The following is an 18304-nucleotide window of genomic DNA, read 5'->3' as shown; positions in this document are numbered from 1 at the left end:
GAAAAGTTCACTTTTCTTTTAAAGATTGCCCCGGACTTTGAAAACCCCCTGCTTTGAGTCGCCGGGCCTTTTTCTCATTCGCCAATTCCTTCTCATCCAACTGCTTGATAAACAGCAAGTAGGATATCTGCTCAATCACCGACAGGGGGTTACTGATGCCATTACTCCAAAATGTATCCCATAGCTTATCTACCTTTGACTTGAGCGCCCCTGTGATCATTTTTTACTCCTTTTTATACTCAAATCATATCAAATCCGAACAATCAGTTACCCTATGTCATTGCGAGTGGAGCGCCAGCGGAACGAAGCAATCTCGATCATCTCGGTAATCTTGGCGTTTCGGCTGTCGCCGACATGAAAGCGAAGCTTGCGCGAATGCTTCCCTCCGGTCGCAATGACAACTGTTTAACCGGATTTGATATGATGCATCAATCGATTAAAAATACTACAAAAAACCCGGTTGTTAGAGCAACCGGGGGATGAAGACTAAACGCTATTCAATGCAGGAGACAGGCGATTAATAATCGAAGTCACCACCCATACCTGCACCAGCCGGAGCGTTATCCTTGGGTTCAGGCTTGTCCACAACAATACATTCGGTGGTCAATACCATACCAGCAATAGAAGCGGCGTTTTGCAAAGCCGAGCGAGTCACTTTCGCAGGGTCAACAATACCGGCTGCAAACATATCAGCAAAGGTGTTATCCGCAGCATTGTAGCCTACGTTGAAGTCTTTCTCTTTCACCCGTTCAGCGATGACTGCACCGTTTTGACCAGCATTCTCAGCAATCCGCATCAGGGGAGCAACCAGAGCATTACCGACGATTAACGCACCGGTAAGTTCTTCATTGCTCAGGTTAGCGTTAGCCCATTCTTCTAAGCCAGGAGCCAGATGAGCCAGGGTTGTACCACCACCGGGAACGATACCTTCTTCAACGGCAGCTTTGGTGGCGTTGATGGCATCTTCGAGGCGCAGTTTGCGGTCTTTCATTTCGGTTTCGGTGGCTGCACCCACTTTAATGACGGCAACCCCACCGGCGAGTTTAGCTAACCGCTCTTGCAGTTTTTCCTTGTCATAGGAAGAATCCGTTTCATCCATTTGACGGCGGATTTGTTCGCAACGGGCTTTAACTTCTTTTTCGTTACCTTCAGCAACAATGGTGGTGTTGTCTTTGGTGAGAGTAATACGACGGGCTTGACCCAGTTGCTCAAGTTTGGCTGTATCAATTTTTAGCCCAGCATCTTCCGTGATCACTTGACCGCCCGTGAGGACAGCAATATCTTCGAGCATGGCTTTACGGCGATCGCCAAAACCAGGGGCTTTAACTGCCGCTACATTCAGCACACCGCGCAGACGGTTCACAACCAGGGTCGCTAGGGCTTCTTTCTCGATGTCTTCAGCAATGATCAGCAGGGGTTTACCAGAGCGAGCTACTTGCTCTAGAACCGGTACGAGATCTTGCACCAGGGTGATTTTCTTATCGGTGATCAGGATGTAAGGCTCATCGAGAACCGCTTCCATACGCTCGGTATCGGTGGCGAAGTAAGGAGAAATATAGCCCTTATCGAAGCGCATCCCTTCGGTGATTTCCAGTTCGGTGGTCATAGATTTTCCTTCTTCCAAGGAAATGACCCCTTCTTTACCCACTTTATCCATGGCTTCGGCAATCATTGTGCCTACTTCTTCGTCGTTACCGGCGGAGATAGAACCCACTTGAGCGATCGCCTTGGAGTCTTCAATTTGACGGGCCTGACCGGCAATTTTATCCACCAAGAAACCGGTCGCTTTATCAATACCGCGCTTCAGGGCAATGGGGTTAGCACCAGCAGCCACGTTACGCAGACCGGCCTTAACCATGGCATGGGCTAATACGGTAGCAGTGGTGGTTCCATCACCGGCAGCATCGTTAGTTTTAGAAGCCGCTTGACGGATTAAGGAAACCCCCGTATTTTCTACATGGTCTTCGAGTTCGATTTCCTTAGCAATAGTTACCCCATCATTGACGATTTGGGGAGCGCCAAATTTTTTCTCTAGAACCACATTCCGGCCTTTAGGGCCCAGGGTAACCGCTACTGCTTCAGCCAGGGTGTCCATTCCCTTTTCCAGGGCGCGACGAGCGTTTTCGTTATAGATGATGCGTTTTGCCATAGTTTCCTCAATCCTTGATCGGTGTATAGAAATGGATAGGTTATGTAAGGTAAGTTGTTAGCAGTGGGTGGGTTAGCTTACTACAGCAAGAATGTCTTTTTCAGACAACAGAACATAGTCTTCGTTGCCGAGTTTGATGTCAGTTCCAGCATATTTAGAGTAGAGAACTTTATCGCCAATTTTCACTTCTGGCTCTTGACGGGAACCGTCATCGTTGCGTTTGCCCGGGCCAACTTGGACAATTTCTCCTACTTGGGGTTTCTCTTTGGCGTTATCAGGCAGAATGATACCACCGGCGGTTTTTTCTTCGGCTTCGCTGATTTTGACAAAAACGCGATCGCCAAGGGGTTTAACTGTAGAAACACTCAGGGATACTGCTGCCATAGGAAAATCTTCTCCGATTTGACTGTAAAAAGTTAATAAGGGTTAAGGAACTGAGGCGCTCTTTCAGTCGTTAGCACTCTCAACTCCTGAGTGCTAATGTAATCTGAGTTGAGCAACCATTGCAACAGGCTCAAAAGTACGGGTTACCGTACCCTAGGGGGGTGGGAGGATGGGGAGGATTAACTCTTGCCTATTCCCTATTGCCTATTGCCTATTCCCTATTCCCTTTTGCCTTTTGCCTTTTGCCTATTCCCTATTCCCTATTCCCTATTCCCTATTCCCTATTCCCTATTACCCATTACCCAATAAGTCTATTGTTGGGTGAACATCCCGTGATAATCTGAAAGATGACATTCTTAAAACTTAAACGCTTTAAGAATTACCCTCGTGAGGAAACAGGAAGCTCAACCGGATTGAGGCCCGATCCCCCTCCTCTTAAACGCTGGGGTCAACGCCCTAGCCTCCAGAGGACACCGATTCGTCCCTGAAACCGTCTCTTCCCTTCCTGTAAAACTCCAATCGTTAGGGGAAACAAGCGACTGTCCCCAGTCATATTCTTGAGCAGCAATCACAATAGGCGAAGATATGGTAGCCACATCAGAGAAAACAAACGTCGGTAAAATTGTTCAAATCATTGGCCCGGTTATTGATGCAGAATTTCCCAGTGGTAAACTGCCCCAGGTCTATAATGCGATCCGAGTAGTCAAAAAAGATGCAGATGGACAAGAAAATTCTGTCACCTGCGAAGTTCAACAACTCCTTGGGGGTAACCAAGTCCGTGCTGTAGCGATGAGCGGTACAGATGGACTTACACGAGGAATGGACATTGTTGATTTGGGTGCGCCTATCAGCGTTCCCGTCGGAAATGTTACTCTAGGACGGATCTTCAATGTCCTGGGCGATCCCGTAGATGAAAAAGGCCCCGTTGGCAGCGAAGAGACCTCTCCCATCCACCGGGAAGCTCCCAAACTGACAGAACTGGAAACCAAGCCTTCTATCTTTGAAACCGGGATTAAGGTGGTAGACCTGCTCGCTCCCTATCGTCGGGGCGGTAAAATCGGCCTGTTCGGTGGAGCGGGTGTAGGCAAAACCGTGATCATCATGGAGCTGATTAACAATATTGCTAAAGCCCATGGTGGTGTATCCGTGTTCGGTGGCGTGGGCGAGCGCACCCGTGAAGGCAATGACCTCTACAACGAAATGGTTGAATCTGGGGTAATTAATGCCGAAAACCTGAGCGAGTCTAAAGTAGCTCTGGTTTATGGTCAGATGAATGAACCCCCCGGAGCCAGAATGCGGGTCGGTCTGTCTGCTCTGACGATGGCGGAATACTTCCGGGATGTGAGTAAGCAAGACGTACTGCTGTTCATCGATAACATTTTCCGGTTTGTACAAGCAGGTTCTGAAGTATCAGCGCTGCTCGGTCGGATGCCTTCGGCGGTAGGATATCAGCCCACCTTGGGTACAGAAATGGGTGAACTGCAAGAGCGGATTACGTCCACCCGTGAAGGTTCGATTACTTCGATTCAAGCGGTTTATGTGCCTGCGGATGACTTGACTGACCCCGCTCCGGCTACCACATTTGCTCACTTGGACGCAACTACGGTATTGTCTCGTGGTTTGGCTTCTAAGGGTATTTATCCGGCGGTCGATCCTCTGGGATCTACGTCTACAATGCTACAACCGAGCGTTGTGGGTGGCGATCACTATCAAACGGCTCGTGCGGTTCAGTCTACGCTGCAACGGTATAAAGAGCTGCAAGATATTATTGCGATTCTGGGCTTGGATGAGTTGTCTGAAGATGACCGTCTGACGGTGGCTCGTGCCCGGAAGATTGAGCGTTTCTTGTCTCAACCGTTCTTTGTGGCTGAGGTGTTTACTGGTTCTCCGGGTCAGTATGTGAAGCTTGATGACACCATCAAAGGTTTCAAAATGATTCTGTCTGGAGAGTTGGATCATCTGCCTGAGCAAGCCTTCTATATGGTCGGCGATATTAGTCAGGCGATCGCCAAAGGAGAAAAATTAGCCGCTAAAGGTTAATCCTCAACCTCAATTACAGCCCTTGGCCCTCTTATGGGGTACATAAAGATCCCCCCTTGCCCCCCTTAAAAAGGGGGGAATAAAGAAAGTCCCCCTTTTTAAGGGGGATTTAGGGGGATCGAAATGTACGACATGGCAGAGAAAAAGGCTGTAACGTTCAAAACTTCAAAAATTAAGTTCTCAATCTAGAATTACAATCAACTCATGACTCTAAAAGTTCGTGTTATTGCTTCTAATAAAACTGTCTGGGATGATGTGGCGGATGAGGTAATTTTACCGAGTACGACGGGACAACTGGGAATTCTCAGTGGTCACGCTCCCCTTTTGTCTGCTCTCGATATTGGTGTAATGCAAGTGCGTCCCCAATCCCAGAAAGACTGGTTACCTATTGCTCTGATGGGGGGTTTTGCTGAGGTGGATGCTGATGAAGTCACCATCTTGGTCAATGGGGGAGAACTGGGTAAAAATATTAATCGAGAAGAGGCAGAAAGTGCTTATCAAAAAGCTGAAGAGCGCCTAAGACAGGTTAATGCTGAAGACCGTCAAGAACAGTTCCAGGCAACCCAAGCCTTAAAGCGGGCGAGGGCAAAATTCCAAGCTGCTGGTGGTATGGTCAAACTTTAGAGTGGGATCAGCAATATCCTTTTCCCTGGGTATGCTAAACCCTCCTCGGAACTAGAGGAGGGCTTTGTTTTCTGGGGGGATGGGGAGAGACGGAGATGGTCGATTATATCCAGTCCGGTTTCCGCAAGCAGACATGAAAATGGGTTAAGACAAGCGGGCAAGATGCCCGCACTCCTCCAATCCCTTGATATTACTGGAGTGGGAGCGTCTCGCTCCCTAGATTTTAAATTATGGTCTTTCCGCTTCGCGGACATGAATAGCCGGACATGATATTACCCATTACCGATTACCCATTACCCATTAACTACTACCGGTAAAGACCACTTCGGGAAATTTACCTTGAGCTTCTGTCATGGGTCGTTTTTTCCCTTCTTCTTGCCAGTAGTTAATCACTTCAGTGGCTTGGTTGAGCAGGCCAACTCGGTCTGGGTCATCAATCCAGTGTTTGGCTTCGAGTTCGGTTTTGAGTTCTTCCCAAGCGTCATTACGGGGCCAGAAAAAGTAGCGGGTGAGAGGGCTGTTCCCTTTACCGACTACTTGATCGACTGCAATGGCAACGTTATCCTCTAACCAGAGGACTTTTAATTGAAATTTTGACAATCAAACCTCCAACATAATAGATCCGTTCAACAGATGCGATCATTCATTTTACCGCACTTTGAGCTGTTCTGTTTAAGTGAGGGGAATAGAAGGCTTATTTTAGGGAGGATGGAGCGATGAAGCGGCAAGGGTTGGTGGTGTTTGATATTGATGGGGTTTTGCGGGATGTGGGTCAATCCTATCGTCGGGCGATCGCCGATACGGTGGAGAAGTTTACAGATCAGCAGTATCGTCCCACGTTAGCAGATATGGATGAGCTGAAAAGTGAGGGCATTTGGAATAATGATTGGGAAGCCTCCCAAGAGTTAGTGTATCGCTATTGGTCTAGCCAGGGGCGAGAGCGGGAGAGTGTGGGACTCAATTATGAGGAGCTGGTGGAGTTTTTCCAGTCTCGCTATCAAGGGACTGATACCCACAATTTCAACGGATATATTACGACTGAAACCCTCTTAGTCACGGCTGATTATCTGCAAGGTTTGACGCAACAGGGGATTTTGTGGGGCTTTTTTAGTGGGGCAACACGAGCGGAAGCCAAGTATGCTCTAGAGTACCGGTTAGGACTGTCGAATCTGGCGCTGGTGGCGATGGAAGATGCACCAGGAAAGCCCGATCCGACGGGATTATTTCAGGTGATTGAGCAGTTAGATCCCGATCCAGCGCTACCAGTGTTTTATGTGGGGGATACGGTGGCAGATATGAAGACAGTAGAGAGAGCAAGAGCAGAACAACCGGAGCGGTTATGGGTGGCGATCGGGATTTTACCGCCCCATGTGCAAGAAACCCCGGAACGAAGCCAGAGCTACGCCCAACGGTTGCAACAGGCTGGAGCGCAAAGGGTGTTTAAGAATGTGGAAGATTTAACCGTTGCTGAGATTAAAGGATTGATTCAGGCATAAGAAGTAATTGGCTATTGATCTACAATAAAAAGCGATCGCCTAGCCATAACGCTCCAAATCTATGACTTCTGCATTACCCACCACCTCCAAAGATCGCCAGATGACTCTGCCTTCTGTTCCGCCTCTGGAAAATGGCGATCGCCTCACTCGTCCTGAGTTTGAGCGTCGCTATTGCCAAATGACAGACCTAAAAAAAGCTGAATTAATCGAAGGAGTTGTATATATGGCTTCTCCCCTACGGTTTACCCCCCATGCCGAACCCCATGGTAATGTGATGGGTTGGTTGTGGACATACAAAGTGGCTACACCCCAGACTCAAATGGGAATTGAGCCAACGGTGCGTTTAGATATTGACAATGAACTGCAACCGGATGGGGTATTGTTTATTCGTCCTGAGCAGGGTGGGCAAGTCAGACTGAGTGAAGATGGATACTTAGAAGACGCACCGGAATTAGTGGTCGAAATTGCTGCCAGTAGTGCGGCGATCGATCTGGGGGATAAAAAACGCTCGTATCGGCGCAGTGGCGTACAAGAGTATATTGTTTGGCAGGTGTGCGATCGCCGGATTGATTGGTTTCGCTTAGACAAGGGGGATTATGTAGCCCTATCACCGGATGAAACCGGTATTATTTCCTCGACAATCTTTCCTGGGTTGCGATTAGATGTTGAAGCAATGATCCAAGGCAATATGGCCCAAGTTTTAAGCGTTTTGCAAGAAGGGATTCAGTCCACAGAACATCAACAGTTCGTACAGAAAGAAATCTAGCCCAAACTGAGCTATCACATCAAATCCAGTAAATGGGCATAACTAGCGGGCAAGATGCCCGCACTGCTGTTTCGGTGTGGGAGCATCTCGCTCCCTAACCCCTTCATCTCAACTCTAAACTTCACCCTCTTCTTCTGCCATTTTCCGAGTCACCCTAGAAGCGAGTACGGTTACGACCAACTGTTTGGGTTCAGCCATGATTCTGACTCCTTCGGGGATATTGATATCTTTGACTGCTAAAGACCCCCCAACGGGCAGATTGCTCACATCCACATCAATAGTTTCTGGAATGCGATCGGGAGGACATTGAACCCGCACTTCACTAATGGGAGAATCGAGTAAACCACCGGATTGTTTCACCCCGATCGCCTCGCCCACGAAGTTTAAGCGCACATCCACTTCCACACTCTTCTGAGAGGCAATAGAAAAGAAACTCAGATGATAGGGAAAACCTTTCCAAGGATGCCGTTGAACTTCCCGCAACAGGGCTTTACCGTTCCAAGAGAGTTCCGGGATATTTACGTTAATTAGAGTATTATTGACTACAGCATCTTTCAGTAACTGTTGAGCCGTTTTATCGTCAACGGTTAAAGATATCGATTCATTGCCTTTATGGCCGTATAAATTTGCCGGGATTAATCCAGAACGGCGTAAGGCTCTGGCTTTGCTTCCTGCTTCTCTTTCGTGACACTCAATAGTAAGTTCCATAATCTCTGTTTCAGTGCTTATTTTAACTCAGGTTGAATGGTTGCCCTGGTCTAGTCTAGACCAATAGGCAATTAGTGGCCATTGGTCTTCACGGGAACACCATTGGCATCAAGTAAGGCCCGTTTGGGCCCGTGGATGGGGTCTTCGACGATGATGGTGCGATCGCGGCTCGCTCCTAAAGAAACAATAGCGATCGGCACATCCATCAGTTCTGCTAGAAATTTGAGATAATCTAAGGCAGCTTTTGGCAAATCCTCCAACGTACGACACTCAGCCGTTGATTGTTTCCACCCTGGAACCGTTTCGTAGATCGGTTTACACTTGGCAAAAATTCGGGCATTGGTGGGGAAATTTTCGCACCGTTGGCCATCGATTTCATAGGCCACACAGACCTTAATTTCATCGATATTATCGAGAACATCCAGTTTAGTAATCGCTAAACAATCCAGGCCATTAATCCGCACCGCATAGCGACCAATCACCGAATCAAACCAACCACAGCGCCGGGGGCGACCCGTAGTTGTGCCAAATTCAGCTCCCACATCCCCTAATTCTTGACCAATTTCGTCTTTGAGTTCCGTGGGAAAGGGGCCCTCACCCACACGGGTCGTATAGGCTTTGGCCACCCCAATCACCCGGTCAATCATAGTTGGCCCCACTCCTGCCCCCACACAGGCTCCCCCGGCAATAGGATTAGAGGAAGTCACATAGGGATAGGTTCCGTGGTCTAAATCGAGCAGTGTTCCTTGGGCCCCTTCAAATAAGATATTGTGACGTTTTTTTATCGCCTCATAGATTTTTAGGGAACTATCGACCACATAGGGGCGCAACCGTTCCGCGTATGCTAAGTATTGTTCAATGACTTCTTTGGGGTCAAGAGGCGGTAAGTCATAAAGCTTTTCAATCAGAGCATTTTTGTATTCAACCGTCCATTGCAGTTGCTTGCGGAGAATATCCGGTTGCATCAGGTCAATGATCCGAATACCCGTGCGTTCCGATTTATCGCTGTAGGTAGGGCCAATTCCCCGTTTAGTGGTTCCAATTTTGTGTTCTCCCCGTTTCTCTTCCGAGGCTTGATCGATCAGCCGGTGGTAAGGCATCGTTACGTGGGCCGTTTCGGAAATCATCAACTGCTCTGTGGAGATGTTGAGCTGGTGGAGTTGATCGATTTCTCCGATGAGTACCTTGGGGTCGATCACCGTTCCCCCGCCAATGATGCAGGCCGTATCAGGGTAAAGAATACCAGAGGGAATTAGGTGGAGTTTAAAGGTTTGACCCTGGACAACAACCGTATGTCCAGCATTGACTCCGCCTTGATAGCGGACAACAACATCTGCTGATTTACTCAGTAGATCGGTGATTTTTCCTTTTCCTTCATCGCCCCACTGGGCACCTATTACGACAACGTTAGCCAAGGGTCTTTCTCTCAAGCGATCGCACAATCTACTATTGTTATCGATTTTATTTTTTTATGTCAAGTCCTCCGATCGCTTTTCTGGAACTTCGATCGCCTGCACAAATTCGCGAATCGCCTGGGCTACCCCATCAGGATGGCTGCGCGGCCAATCAGGATCGCCTGTAGGCAAGGTTTGCTCTTTCACATTAGGCATTCGTTCGCTATACACTTGGTTAAGCGGGTCAATTTGCGGATAATCGCTATGGCTCGATAGACCAGAGAGCAGTAAACTGGGAACCGTCAGATTGGGCAATTCATCCTGGACATATTCGGATTCAATTTCCTTAGCTCTGCGTAGAAACAGCATCTGACAAGCAGGAAAAAATTGCAGAAAATGCGATCGCCTTTCCAACAGCGCTTCTATGGGTTTCGCCTTCCCCATCCATCGAGCCACAGGTAACAAAACTTTCAGGATCTGCACCCAAAACGATTTCGGCCCCACCAACCAGGAGGCTTGTTTCCACCGGTCTTTTAGAGCGGGTACATCCACCCCTTCCGGAGCCAATAGAATTAACCCCTTCACCTGTTCTGGATGGGCCAAAGCATAGCGCGTGGCAATCCATCCCCCCAAGGAATGACCCACCAGATACACTGAATCTAACTTTAGAGCCTGGAAATATTCCCGTAAGCATTCTACCTGTAAATTTACTGAATAATGAATATTGGGTCGATCTGACTCCGAAAACCCCAATAAATCCGGAGCAAAACAGTGATAATCTGTTCCTAAGCGCTCCATCACCTCCACCCATTGTCCCCCCTCATCCCAAGACCCGTGTAAACAAATAAGGGGGGTTCCTCGACCCACTTCTCGCCAAAACAGCATTCCAGGAGAAAGTTTAATTCGAGAATTCCTGAATAGTAAAGTCATATGATTAAGATTCAAAGACACACTCACAACCCCATAGGGACAGGTTTATCCCTCCCCCTTGACTATCATATAGCCAGATTGAGACTGTCCTCCCACGGAGGGCGCTTTGGGCTGTAGCGCACCATTCCCCATTGCTTAGTCTACAGCACTATTCATCACCGGAATCTCAACTACAAATTCTGTACCCTTTTCCGGACTCGATTCAAACCATAAACGGCCGCCATGTCTTTGGGTAATAATTTGATAGCTAATCGATAGCCCTAAACCCGTCCCTTTACCGATGGGCTTAGTGGTGAAAAAGGGATCAAATAAACGCGGTTGTGCGGATTCTGGAATTCCTGAGCCATTATCGCGAATGCGAATGGAAATCCAATCGTTTCTAAGGGGTTCGGTGGTAATTGTAATCTGGCTAGGATTTTCCTTCAAACTTTGTTGGTCTAATTGATGATTGCGCTCTTCAAGGGCATCAATAGCATTACTCAACAAATTCATAAAGACTTGATTAAGTTGCCCTGGATAGCACGTAATCGCAGGAAGTTCCTGATAATGTTTAGTCACTTCAATCGCTGCATAAGTATCACCACATTTGAGGCGATTTTGCAAAATCATCAGGGTGCTATCAATCCCTTCATGCACATTGACTTGCTTAACTTCAGCTTCATCTAAGCGGGAAAAGTTCCGCAAAGATTTGACAATTTCTCGAATTCTCACCGTTCCAACTTGCATCGATTGCAGAGTTTTGGGAAAATCTTCCAGCAGGAAATCGAGTTCGATCGCTTCAATTTCCTCTTGGATGGCTTCTGGAGGCTGGGGATAAGACTCGCGATAGAGTTGCACCAAGGACAACAGGTCTTCGGCATAGGTTTGGGCGTGGGCTAAATTTCCGTGAATAAAACCCACCGGATTATTAATTTCATGGGCAACACCAGCGACCATTTGCCCCAAACTCGACATTTTTTCACTTTGGATCATCTGAGCTTGGGTTTGTTGTAGTTCTTCTAATGTCGTATTCAGTTGCTGGGTACGCTCTGCCACTTTGAGTTCTAAATCATCTTTAGCTGCTTGCAATGCCTTAAAGGTTAGTTGCAACTGAGCCGCCATGCGATTAAACGCTTTGGCAAGGGTTCCTAATTCATCTTCTTGGGAAAGATAGACTCGTTGCGTCCACTGTCCCTTCGAGAGGTTCCATACTGCTTCAGTCAAGTTGGTTAAAGGTTGGGTAACCCAACGACTAAAATGCCAAGTGATGGAACCAACAACAATTAACGTGAGGAGACTGAGTAAAATCGCTGAACGATGATAAGACTGCTGGGGAGCCAAAACTTCTGATTTTTGCTGCATGAGAACGATTCCCCAACCGTTGGCTAATTTGACGCTTGTGGATAGCCAACGGATGCGATCGCGATCTGTAAAGTTTAAGGGCCCTTCTTCACCCTTTAAAAGACGTTGAACCGGGGGATAATCGCTGAAATCCTTAAGACTACCTTCCAGGAGCCGGTGATTGGGATGGGCTAACAGTTGACCTTGTTCATCGACGAGGAAAGCAAAACCGGTTTCGCCGATTTGGGTCATATCAATGACCTTGGAGATTTCGGTCAACACCATACCCACACGGATTACCCCTTGAGGAATAAGGCGATCGCCCCCTTCTGCATAAATGGGAGCCGAAAAAATCACTGCCGGTTCTCCAGTACGTCGAGTGATAATCGTTTCGCGGGTAATGGGTTGCCCTTTAATGGCTTCTTGGAACCAACGGCGATCGCTAAAATTGAGCGGTTCAATTGTTTCTTTTTCACTCAAGGCCATAAATCCACCCTCTGGGTTCACAGCTCCAATGCTCCAAACCTGATCTTGATACGTCCGGTGAGTGGAAACTAACAGGGGGCGCAACTGTTGGGGAGTGAGTGGGGAGACCCCAGGTTGACGGCTGAGGTTTTGCACCAGTAAGCTATTCATCCGATCCCATTGCGTCACGCGATCGGCTAATCGTTGGGCCTCCAGGTCAAGAGTTTGCTCCGTTTCCTCATTGATAATTCGTCCAGCGTGGAATGCTTGCAATTGCAGAGCGCCCAGGACAATCGGTACAACTCCTAAGAGGATAAAGAGGGTCATGCGCGATCGCAAACTTCCCATCAGTCTGATCCCGATGCGTCGCTCTGAAAAAGCACCAGGACTAGAAGTTATCTTTCTAGCAGAAGAAAAAGGAGATAGAGTAACCATAAAGGGCCTCCTGTAAACCGCGCACTTCAAACCCTGGGGAGATCTGAAGTATGACCATCTTAGGGTTTAGATGTGAAAAACTTGTGACAATCCCCTTTTTCCCCTTGCCTATTGCCTATTGCCTCCCCCCCCTTGCCCCTTGCCTCCCCCCCTCTTGCCTCTTTGCCACATATCTTCAAAAAGATTTAAAAAGCAAAATTTAAGTTTTCTGTATTCTTGGTCGAAATGGGAAAATACAGCCTATCGTAGAGACGGATGACACCCAGTTGTCCTCCATAACGTGAGGTTTGCTGGACTTAACTCATATGAATGTTTTACTGATTTTTATCCGTTCCCTGTGTTTAGCCATTGTCCTAAGTTTTGTGGCCCCTTGGATTATTATTGGAGGGGTCATGATTGGTTTAGATTTAGGAACTCAAATTCCTGGATTAACCACCCTATCCCAAGCTGGAGAAAGCTTTATTTGGCATATCTTAGCTATTTTTGGCAATGGAGAACCCCTAGAAGGATTACTGGTTCTTGGCGTAACCTCTAGCCTTGTAGGGGCCATGTTTGATGCCTTTGCCTTTTATCGAGAACAAATTTGGCATACTCATTAAGTTCTTTGGCCTAATGTCCTCATGACAAATTTGTTTATGAAGTTTGTTTAATCAGCAAGGCTACCGGAAACTGGTTGAGAATCTCCCGCATCCACAGAGTATTGTCACCTTGGATTTCTTGCCCCGTAATGACATCTTTCCACACCGCAGAAGGCCCCGTGGGTAAAGAAATCCGGGTTTCATGCCAAACCTGCTCACCCAAAGGATATTCATCTTCCTTAATTAATTTCGTTAAAAACCGAGGAGCAATCACAATCGCACTTTGCTCATTCCAAGTCCGCATAAACGTGACAATATGGTATTTGAGGCTCCCATTTACCGGCAATTTCTGGTAATCTCCCCGTTGAAACAATTCTTGATATTCCTGACGGGCCTTCAGGACTTGGGCAATAGTAAACAGCTTAATCCTGCCATCTTCCGGGTGCTGGAGCAAATTGGTAAATAAAGCCGACTTATTCTTTTTCCACTGCGCTCTAATTTCATGAAGTAACTTTAACCGTTTCTTAAAGTCTACCGGCCGCCGATTATCCGGATCGACCAACGTTAAATCCCATAACTCCGTCCCCTGATAAAAATCAGGCACACCCGGAACTGTAATTTTCAGCAGCGTTTGGGAGAGAGAATTAAAGATTCCATAATATTGAATTTTCTGTTGGAACTTACGAAAAGAAGGCAAAAACTTATTTTGCTTCGTCTCCTTAAACAAACTATCCACAAACTTCATAAACCCTTCTTCATAGGCCGTATCTGGACGCAACCAAGCCGTATTCACCTTCGCTTCCCGAATGGCCTTAATCAAATAATCTTTAATCCGTTGCACCAATTCCCCTTTATCTTGGTCATCAAAAGGATAAATCCCTAAAAGAGTTTGATAGAGGAAATATTCATCATTGGGAGTCGGCACATCTAACCCGCGCACCGTATCCTTATACCCCGCATTCATCTTTTTCCAAGCTTTTAGATACTCATTCCACTCCTCCGGAATTTCTGACAGCACATTAATTCTCGCCCGCATATCTTCCCCCCGTTTCGTATCATGGGTAGACGTGCCATTCATCGCATGGGGCCAATCTGAACTGCGCTCTTGATTAAAGTTATGAAACTCTTCTAGGGAAAAGCCAAAGTGACCCGGTGTAGAACCCACTTCATTCAAAGATACCAACCGGTTGTAGATATATAAAACCGTATCTTCCACCGACTTAGCCATCAGGGGCCCGGTGAACTGTTGATGACGCATGACAAAATGCAGCCACTGCTTTTTATCCTCTGAAGTCAGATGTTCATCAAATTGCAGCAACAAGAATTTTTGAATAAAACTAATTTCATTAATTAGCTCATTCAAAAAGCTCGGAATATTTTCTTGGGTCTTAGCAATAACTTGGGCAATACACTCTTGGTCTAGTTTGCTTACTTCATAATTGACTTCCTCGCCACTAACTTCACCACTAATATAGGTTCGATAGACGGAGAAAGCCGCCATTACTTCTACCAAGGCCGCTTTTAATCCATAAATGGTAAAATCACTGGAATAGCGATACTGGTCGGCAATCCGTTTGAGCAAATGGGCGAGGTTATCAATATCACCCGCGAGGTGTTTTTCCAGAATTTTGCGTTTATTCTCATCAACCAACCGATCGCACTTCAAGACATCGCCAATAAATTGGCTATAGCACTGGTCAAACTCAGCTTGCGAGTCTTGATAGCAGAAAATACCATTGACATAATTTAATAAATCATACCCTGTGGTTCCTTCAATCGGCCAATTCACCCGCAGTTTTTCATGGGGTTCTAGGATTTTCTCCACCACAATATAGGCATTTTCTGCTTGATTTCTCAACCGAATCAGATATTGCTTCGGATCGTATAATCCGTCAATATGATCGATTCTTAATCCAGTGATTTTGTTTTCTTCGATAAGCCGGAGAATGAGTTTATGGCTTTGATCAAACACAGCTTGATCTTCTACGCGCACACAAATTAAATCATTAACGGTGAAGAAGCGCCGGTAATTCAGCTCTTCATTGCCGACTTTCCAGAAGGAGAGCCGAAAGAACTGCTCATCGAGTAAGTCATCTAGCAGATCAAAGCTTTCAGGTTTACCGACTTCTCCATTAAAGACTTCAATATTTTCTTGGATAAAGGCTTTGATTTCAGGATTGTCATTCCACAATTCCCAAATCATGCTTTTAATGAAGCTGATTTGTTCATACCGTTCTGGGTGACCTGAACCAGGAGGAATATATTGAATTGCATTAATTGCATATAATACACCCAGAAATTTCACAAAATCGGGATGAGTTCTGCCCAGTTTATGTCGCAAGCGCTCAGATTCATGGTTTAATATTTTTCCATAAGATTCAATTTGTATCGGAAATTTCCAGTCCCAATAATTGATAGTAAATCCATTCTGATCGTACTGAATTTTCAGTTCTCCACTTTCTAAGCAGTCGCCATAAAATTTACCTAAAAATGGGGCTAAAACTCGGTGTCTAATGCCTTCATAGGGATGTTCCCAATCAATATCAAAGTAGTCTTTGTACTGAGAGTTAGGGCCATTTTCTAGCACATCTACCAACAGAGGATTTTGGCTGCTAAAGGCCATGTGATTGGGAACAATATCTTGTATCCAACCGAGTTCACGTTTTTGCACGAGTTCAATTAATTTTTCAAACTCTTTTTCGCCACCGAGTTCTGGATTAATGGTGTTGGGATCGACGACATCATAGCCGTGGGTACTACCACTTTGCGATTTTAAGATGGGGGAAGCGTAAATGTCAGAAATCCCTAATTCGGATAAGTAGGGAAGAATGGCCTGGGCCATTTCAAAGGTAAATTGGGGGGTAAATTGGAGTCGATAGGTTGCGCTGGGAATTTTCATAGAGTAGTAGATCGGAAAAACAGTCAGGATTGATTATAGCGTCAATCTGAGGGTTAGACACGCTATTGATGGAGTTTAGGGTTAGGACTGAGTATACAAGACAAATCCCCAACTGGAGAGGGTGATTTCTGTACCAGCGCTCAGTTCTTGGGGGTTAGTTTGTCCAGAACCGTTCCATTGTGGATCGGCAGAATCTAGGGTTTTTGTCCAAGCTCCGGGGGGAAGGGAGGGGGTGAAGGTAATGGGATCGGAGTTGAAGTTTAAACACGCATAGAGATGGGAAGAGTTGACCTGACGATGGAGGATAATTAGGGAGGTATCGGTGGGATGGATGACTTCTGTATGCTCTTTTTTCAGGGAGGCTAAAGCGGGGTGAGTTTTACGCAGTTGAATGAGGGTTTTATGGAGCGATCGCAGAATCTGATGATTTCCTTGCTTGCCTAATTCCCAGTTTAAGGTAGATTCCTGAAAAACTTCTACACTTTGGGGATCGGGGACTTCTTTTTGCCAACCAAAGGACTTGAATTCTTCGGCTCTTCCCTTCCGCACCCCTTCGACTAAATTGGGGTCACCATGGCTGACAAAATACTGAAAAGGCGCGGTTTCGCCGTATTCTTCGCCCATGAAGAGCATGGGGACAAAGGGAGAGAGCAAAACGGCGGCTGCGGCTAATTTTAACTGATCGAATCCGACTAAGGTGGAGAGGCGATCGCCCGCTAACCGATTTCCCACCTGGTCATGATTTTGAATACAGACCACAAAACACTCCCCTGGATAGCTGGCAGCCGAATTCCCATGGGAGCGCTGACGATGAACCGAATACTCGCCAGAATACACATAACCCTCGCCATAGGACTTCGCTAAATGGCTCACCTGGCCAAAATCCTGATAATATCCCGAAGTTTCCCCCGTTAACACCGTATGCAGAGCATGGTGAAAATCATCGCACCATTGACTGTGATGGCCAAACCCTCCCGTTTCCCTAGACTGGAGAACCCGCACATCATTTAAATCGCTTTCAGCAATCAAATAATGGGTATATCCCAACCGTCCATCCAATTCTTCCACAGCCGCGCCTAACTGTTGTAGAAAGGGTTGGGCACTAAAATCATAAATGGCATGAACCGCATCTAAACGCAGAGCATCAATATGATACTCCTCTAGCCAATAGAGCGTATTTTGAATAAAGAAATTGCGAACTTCGTTGCTCTGAGCATCATCATAATTGACCGCATCTCCCCAAGGGGTGCGATATTTATCCGTAAAATAGGGGCCATAATCCCAGAGATAGTTACCCTCCGGGCCAAAATGGTTATACACCACATCCAGGATGACCGCAATTCCCGCTTTATGACATGCACTCACCAGGGTTTTCAACCCATCGGGGCCGCCATAGGAGGCTTGCACCCCATAGAGATAAACCCCATCATAGCCCCAGTTGCGAGTCCCCGGAAAGGGAGCCACGGGCATAATTTCAATGGCGTTAATGCCTAAATCGAGTAAATCGGGGAGTCGGTCAATAATAGCGGTAAAGGTTCCTTCAGTCGTAAACGTGCCCACATGCAGCTCGTAAATCACATATTGGTCTAAGGGTAAGCCTTTCCAATCAGGATCTTGCCAGACAAAAGCCTGATGATCCACCACTTGCGAGGCATCATGAACCCCTTTCGGTTGGAGGGAGGAGGCGGGGTCAGGACGGTCTAGGGAACTGTCGAGTTGATAAAAGTAGAGGCTTCCGGGTTGAACATCACTGACGGTTGCCGACCAATACCCCTGTTCATCTCGTGAGAGGGGTATCAATCGCTCTTGGGGAGAAACTAAGTGAACCGCAACCTCTTGGCGTTGAGGGGCCCAAACTCGAAATTCGCACTGGTTGTTTCCCAAGTATTGAGATCCGATTTTCATCTGCTTAAGACCCTTGACTGCATCATTAAGATATTAATACAGGATTGGCCCTTCACCCCAGATGGGGGAAGCGCTGCTCGATTTTACGGGAGTTGAGGATTTAGTGTCTTGGTTGAGCGATAATGCTCGGTAGCGATCGCCCAAATTTCACCTAAATCCCTTGGCCTACGACAACACCTGCAAATACCTAGCCGAAAAGTTCCCAGAGTCC

General features: G+C 46.8%; 16 protein-coding genes and 1 pseudogene. 7 read left to right on the top strand and 10 right to left on the bottom strand.

Annotated features, from left to right (window positions below):
• Positions 1–55: 55 nt before the first annotated feature.
• The 3 genes and pseudogenes from PMG25_RS12250 to groES all read right to left on the bottom strand — a co-directional run.
• Positions 56–220: pseudogene (locus PMG25_RS12250) on the bottom strand (type I restriction-modification system subunit M N-terminal domain-containing protein); the annotation flags it as partial.
• 297 nt (positions 221–517) lie between these two features.
• Complete coding sequence (groL, locus tag PMG25_RS12245) at positions 518–2149, bottom strand: chaperonin GroEL (RefSeq protein WP_283767188.1); 1632 nt, start codon at positions 2147–2149, stop codon at positions 518–520.
• A gap of 72 nt (positions 2150–2221) precedes the next feature.
• Entirely contained in the window at positions 2222–2533 is a 312-nt protein-coding gene (groES, locus tag PMG25_RS12240; RefSeq protein WP_283762784.1) for a co-chaperone GroES, read from the bottom strand.
• Positions 2534–2719: 186 nt separating this feature from the next.
• Between groES and PMG25_RS12235 the strand changes: the two genes are divergently transcribed.
• The 3 genes from PMG25_RS12235 to atpC all read left to right on the top strand — a co-directional run bounded on the left by PMG25_RS12235 (position 2720) and on the right by atpC (position 5197).
• A complete protein-coding gene (locus PMG25_RS12235; RefSeq protein WP_283767187.1) occupies positions 2720–2842 on the top strand; it encodes a hypothetical protein in 123 nt (40 codons plus the stop codon).
• Positions 2843–3118: 276 nt separating this feature from the next.
• Positions 3119–4573 carry a F0F1 ATP synthase subunit beta gene (atpD, locus tag PMG25_RS12230; RefSeq protein ID WP_283767186.1) on the top strand — a complete coding sequence of 485 codons (1455 nt, stop codon included), beginning with the start codon at positions 3119–3121 and terminating at the stop codon, positions 4571–4573.
• A gap of 204 nt (positions 4574–4777) precedes the next feature.
• Positions 4778–5197, top strand: coding sequence for an ATP synthase F1 subunit epsilon (gene atpC / locus PMG25_RS12225; protein ID WP_283767185.1), 420 nt, complete (start codon positions 4778–4780; stop codon positions 5195–5197).
• Positions 5198–5497: 300 nt separating this feature from the next.
• Here atpC and PMG25_RS12220 read toward each other — a convergent pair whose 3' ends face one another.
• A complete protein-coding gene (locus PMG25_RS12220; RefSeq protein WP_283762787.1) occupies positions 5498–5797 on the bottom strand; it encodes a 30S ribosomal protein PSRP-3 in 300 nt (99 codons plus the stop codon).
• Positions 5798–5913: 116 nt separating this feature from the next.
• Between PMG25_RS12220 and PMG25_RS12215 the strand changes: the two genes are divergently transcribed.
• Together PMG25_RS12215 and PMG25_RS12210 are read left to right on the top strand one after the other, a co-directional pair.
• Positions 5914–6693, top strand: coding sequence for a TIGR01548 family HAD-type hydrolase (locus PMG25_RS12215; protein WP_283767184.1), 780 nt, complete (start codon positions 5914–5916; stop codon positions 6691–6693).
• Positions 6694–6754: 61 nt separating this feature from the next.
• On the top strand, positions 6755–7459 hold the full coding sequence (locus PMG25_RS12210) for a Uma2 family endonuclease (protein WP_283767183.1): 705 nt from the start codon (positions 6755–6757) through the stop codon (positions 7457–7459).
• Positions 7460–7573: 114 nt separating this feature from the next.
• Here the strand turns inward: PMG25_RS12210 and PMG25_RS12205 are convergent, their stop codons facing one another.
• From PMG25_RS12205 to PMG25_RS12190, 4 genes are all read right to left on the bottom strand, one after another.
• Entirely contained in the window at positions 7574–8167 is a 594-nt protein-coding gene (locus PMG25_RS12205; RefSeq protein ID WP_283767182.1) for a 50S ribosomal protein L25/general stress protein Ctc, read from the bottom strand.
• A 71-nt stretch (positions 8168–8238) separates the two neighbouring features.
• A complete protein-coding gene (locus PMG25_RS12200; RefSeq protein WP_283767181.1) occupies positions 8239–9582 on the bottom strand; it encodes an adenylosuccinate synthase in 1344 nt (447 codons plus the stop codon).
• A gap of 54 nt (positions 9583–9636) precedes the next feature.
• Positions 9637–10491: an alpha/beta fold hydrolase gene (locus PMG25_RS12195; protein ID WP_283767180.1), complete on the bottom strand. Its 855-nt coding sequence runs from the start codon at positions 10489–10491 to the stop codon at positions 9637–9639.
• A 135-nt stretch (positions 10492–10626) separates the two neighbouring features.
• Positions 10627–12711 (bottom strand): sensor histidine kinase, encoded by a 2085-nt coding sequence (locus tag PMG25_RS12190; protein WP_283767179.1) that lies wholly within the window; start codon positions 12709–12711, stop codon positions 10627–10629.
• Positions 12712–13016: 305 nt separating this feature from the next.
• Here PMG25_RS12190 and PMG25_RS12185 point away from each other — a divergent pair, with 305 nt between their 5' ends.
• The gene (locus tag PMG25_RS12185; RefSeq protein ID WP_283767178.1) at positions 13017–13310 is read left to right on the top strand and encodes a hypothetical protein; all 294 of its coding nucleotides are present in this window, start codon (positions 13017–13019) and stop codon (positions 13308–13310) included.
• A gap of 34 nt (positions 13311–13344) precedes the next feature.
• Here PMG25_RS12185 and treY read toward each other — a convergent pair whose 3' ends face one another.
• Positions 13345–16188 (bottom strand): malto-oligosyltrehalose synthase, encoded by a 2844-nt coding sequence (treY, locus tag PMG25_RS12180; protein WP_283767177.1) that lies wholly within the window; start codon positions 16186–16188, stop codon positions 13345–13347.
• Between the two features lie 81 nt (positions 16189–16269).
• Positions 16270–18093 carry a malto-oligosyltrehalose trehalohydrolase gene (gene treZ / locus PMG25_RS12175; RefSeq protein WP_283767176.1) on the bottom strand — a complete coding sequence of 608 codons (1824 nt, stop codon included), beginning with the start codon at positions 18091–18093 and terminating at the stop codon, positions 16270–16272.
• A 43-nt stretch (positions 18094–18136) separates the two neighbouring features.
• Here treZ and PMG25_RS24675 point away from each other — a divergent pair, with 43 nt between their 5' ends.
• Complete coding sequence (locus PMG25_RS24675; protein WP_430540963.1) at positions 18137–18226, top strand: DUF4351 domain-containing protein; 90 nt, start codon at positions 18137–18139, stop codon at positions 18224–18226.
• The last annotated feature ends 78 nt before the right edge of the window (positions 18227–18304 follow it).

Source organism: Roseofilum capinflatum BLCC-M114, from assembly GCF_030068505.1.
GTDB lineage: Bacteria > Cyanobacteriota > Cyanobacteriia > Cyanobacteriales > Desertifilaceae > Roseofilum > Roseofilum capinflatum.
Note: the sequence above shows the minus strand (reverse complement) of the source record. Positions and strands in the feature narration are given on the sequence as shown.

What these genes read in the sequence shown, in the direction of transcription:
- treY (WP_283767177.1), bottom strand. Translation starts at nt 16,188, where the DNA reads ATGAAAATTCCCAGCGCAACCTATCGACTCCAATTTACCCCCCAATTT.
- atpC (WP_283767185.1), top strand. Translation starts at nt 4,778, where the DNA reads ATGACTCTAAAAGTTCGTGTTATTGCTTCTAATAAAACTGTCTGGGAT.
- PMG25_RS12190 (WP_283767179.1), bottom strand. Translation starts at nt 12,711, where the DNA reads ATGGTTACTCTATCTCCTTTTTCTTCTGCTAGAAAGATAACTTCTAGT.
- treZ (WP_283767176.1), bottom strand. Translation starts at nt 18,093, where the DNA reads ATGAAAATCGGATCTCAATACTTGGGAAACAACCAGTGCGAATTTCGA.
- atpD (WP_283767186.1), top strand. Translation starts at nt 3,119, where the DNA reads ATGGTAGCCACATCAGAGAAAACAAACGTCGGTAAAATTGTTCAAATC.
- PMG25_RS12205 (WP_283767182.1), bottom strand. Translation starts at nt 8,167, where the DNA reads ATGGAACTTACTATTGAGTGTCACGAAAGAGAAGCAGGAAGCAAAGCC.
- PMG25_RS12210 (WP_283767183.1), top strand. Translation starts at nt 6,755, where the DNA reads ATGACTTCTGCATTACCCACCACCTCCAAAGATCGCCAGATGACTCTG.
- PMG25_RS12215 (WP_283767184.1), top strand. Translation starts at nt 5,914, where the DNA reads ATGAAGCGGCAAGGGTTGGTGGTGTTTGATATTGATGGGGTTTTGCGG.
- groES (WP_283762784.1), bottom strand. Translation starts at nt 2,533, where the DNA reads ATGGCAGCAGTATCCCTGAGTGTTTCTACAGTTAAACCCCTTGGCGAT.
- PMG25_RS12195 (WP_283767180.1), bottom strand. Translation starts at nt 10,491, where the DNA reads ATGACTTTACTATTCAGGAATTCTCGAATTAAACTTTCTCCTGGAATG.
- groL (WP_283767188.1), bottom strand. Translation starts at nt 2,149, where the DNA reads ATGGCAAAACGCATCATCTATAACGAAAACGCTCGTCGCGCCCTGGAA.
- PMG25_RS12185 (WP_283767178.1), top strand. Translation starts at nt 13,017, where the DNA reads ATGAATGTTTTACTGATTTTTATCCGTTCCCTGTGTTTAGCCATTGTC.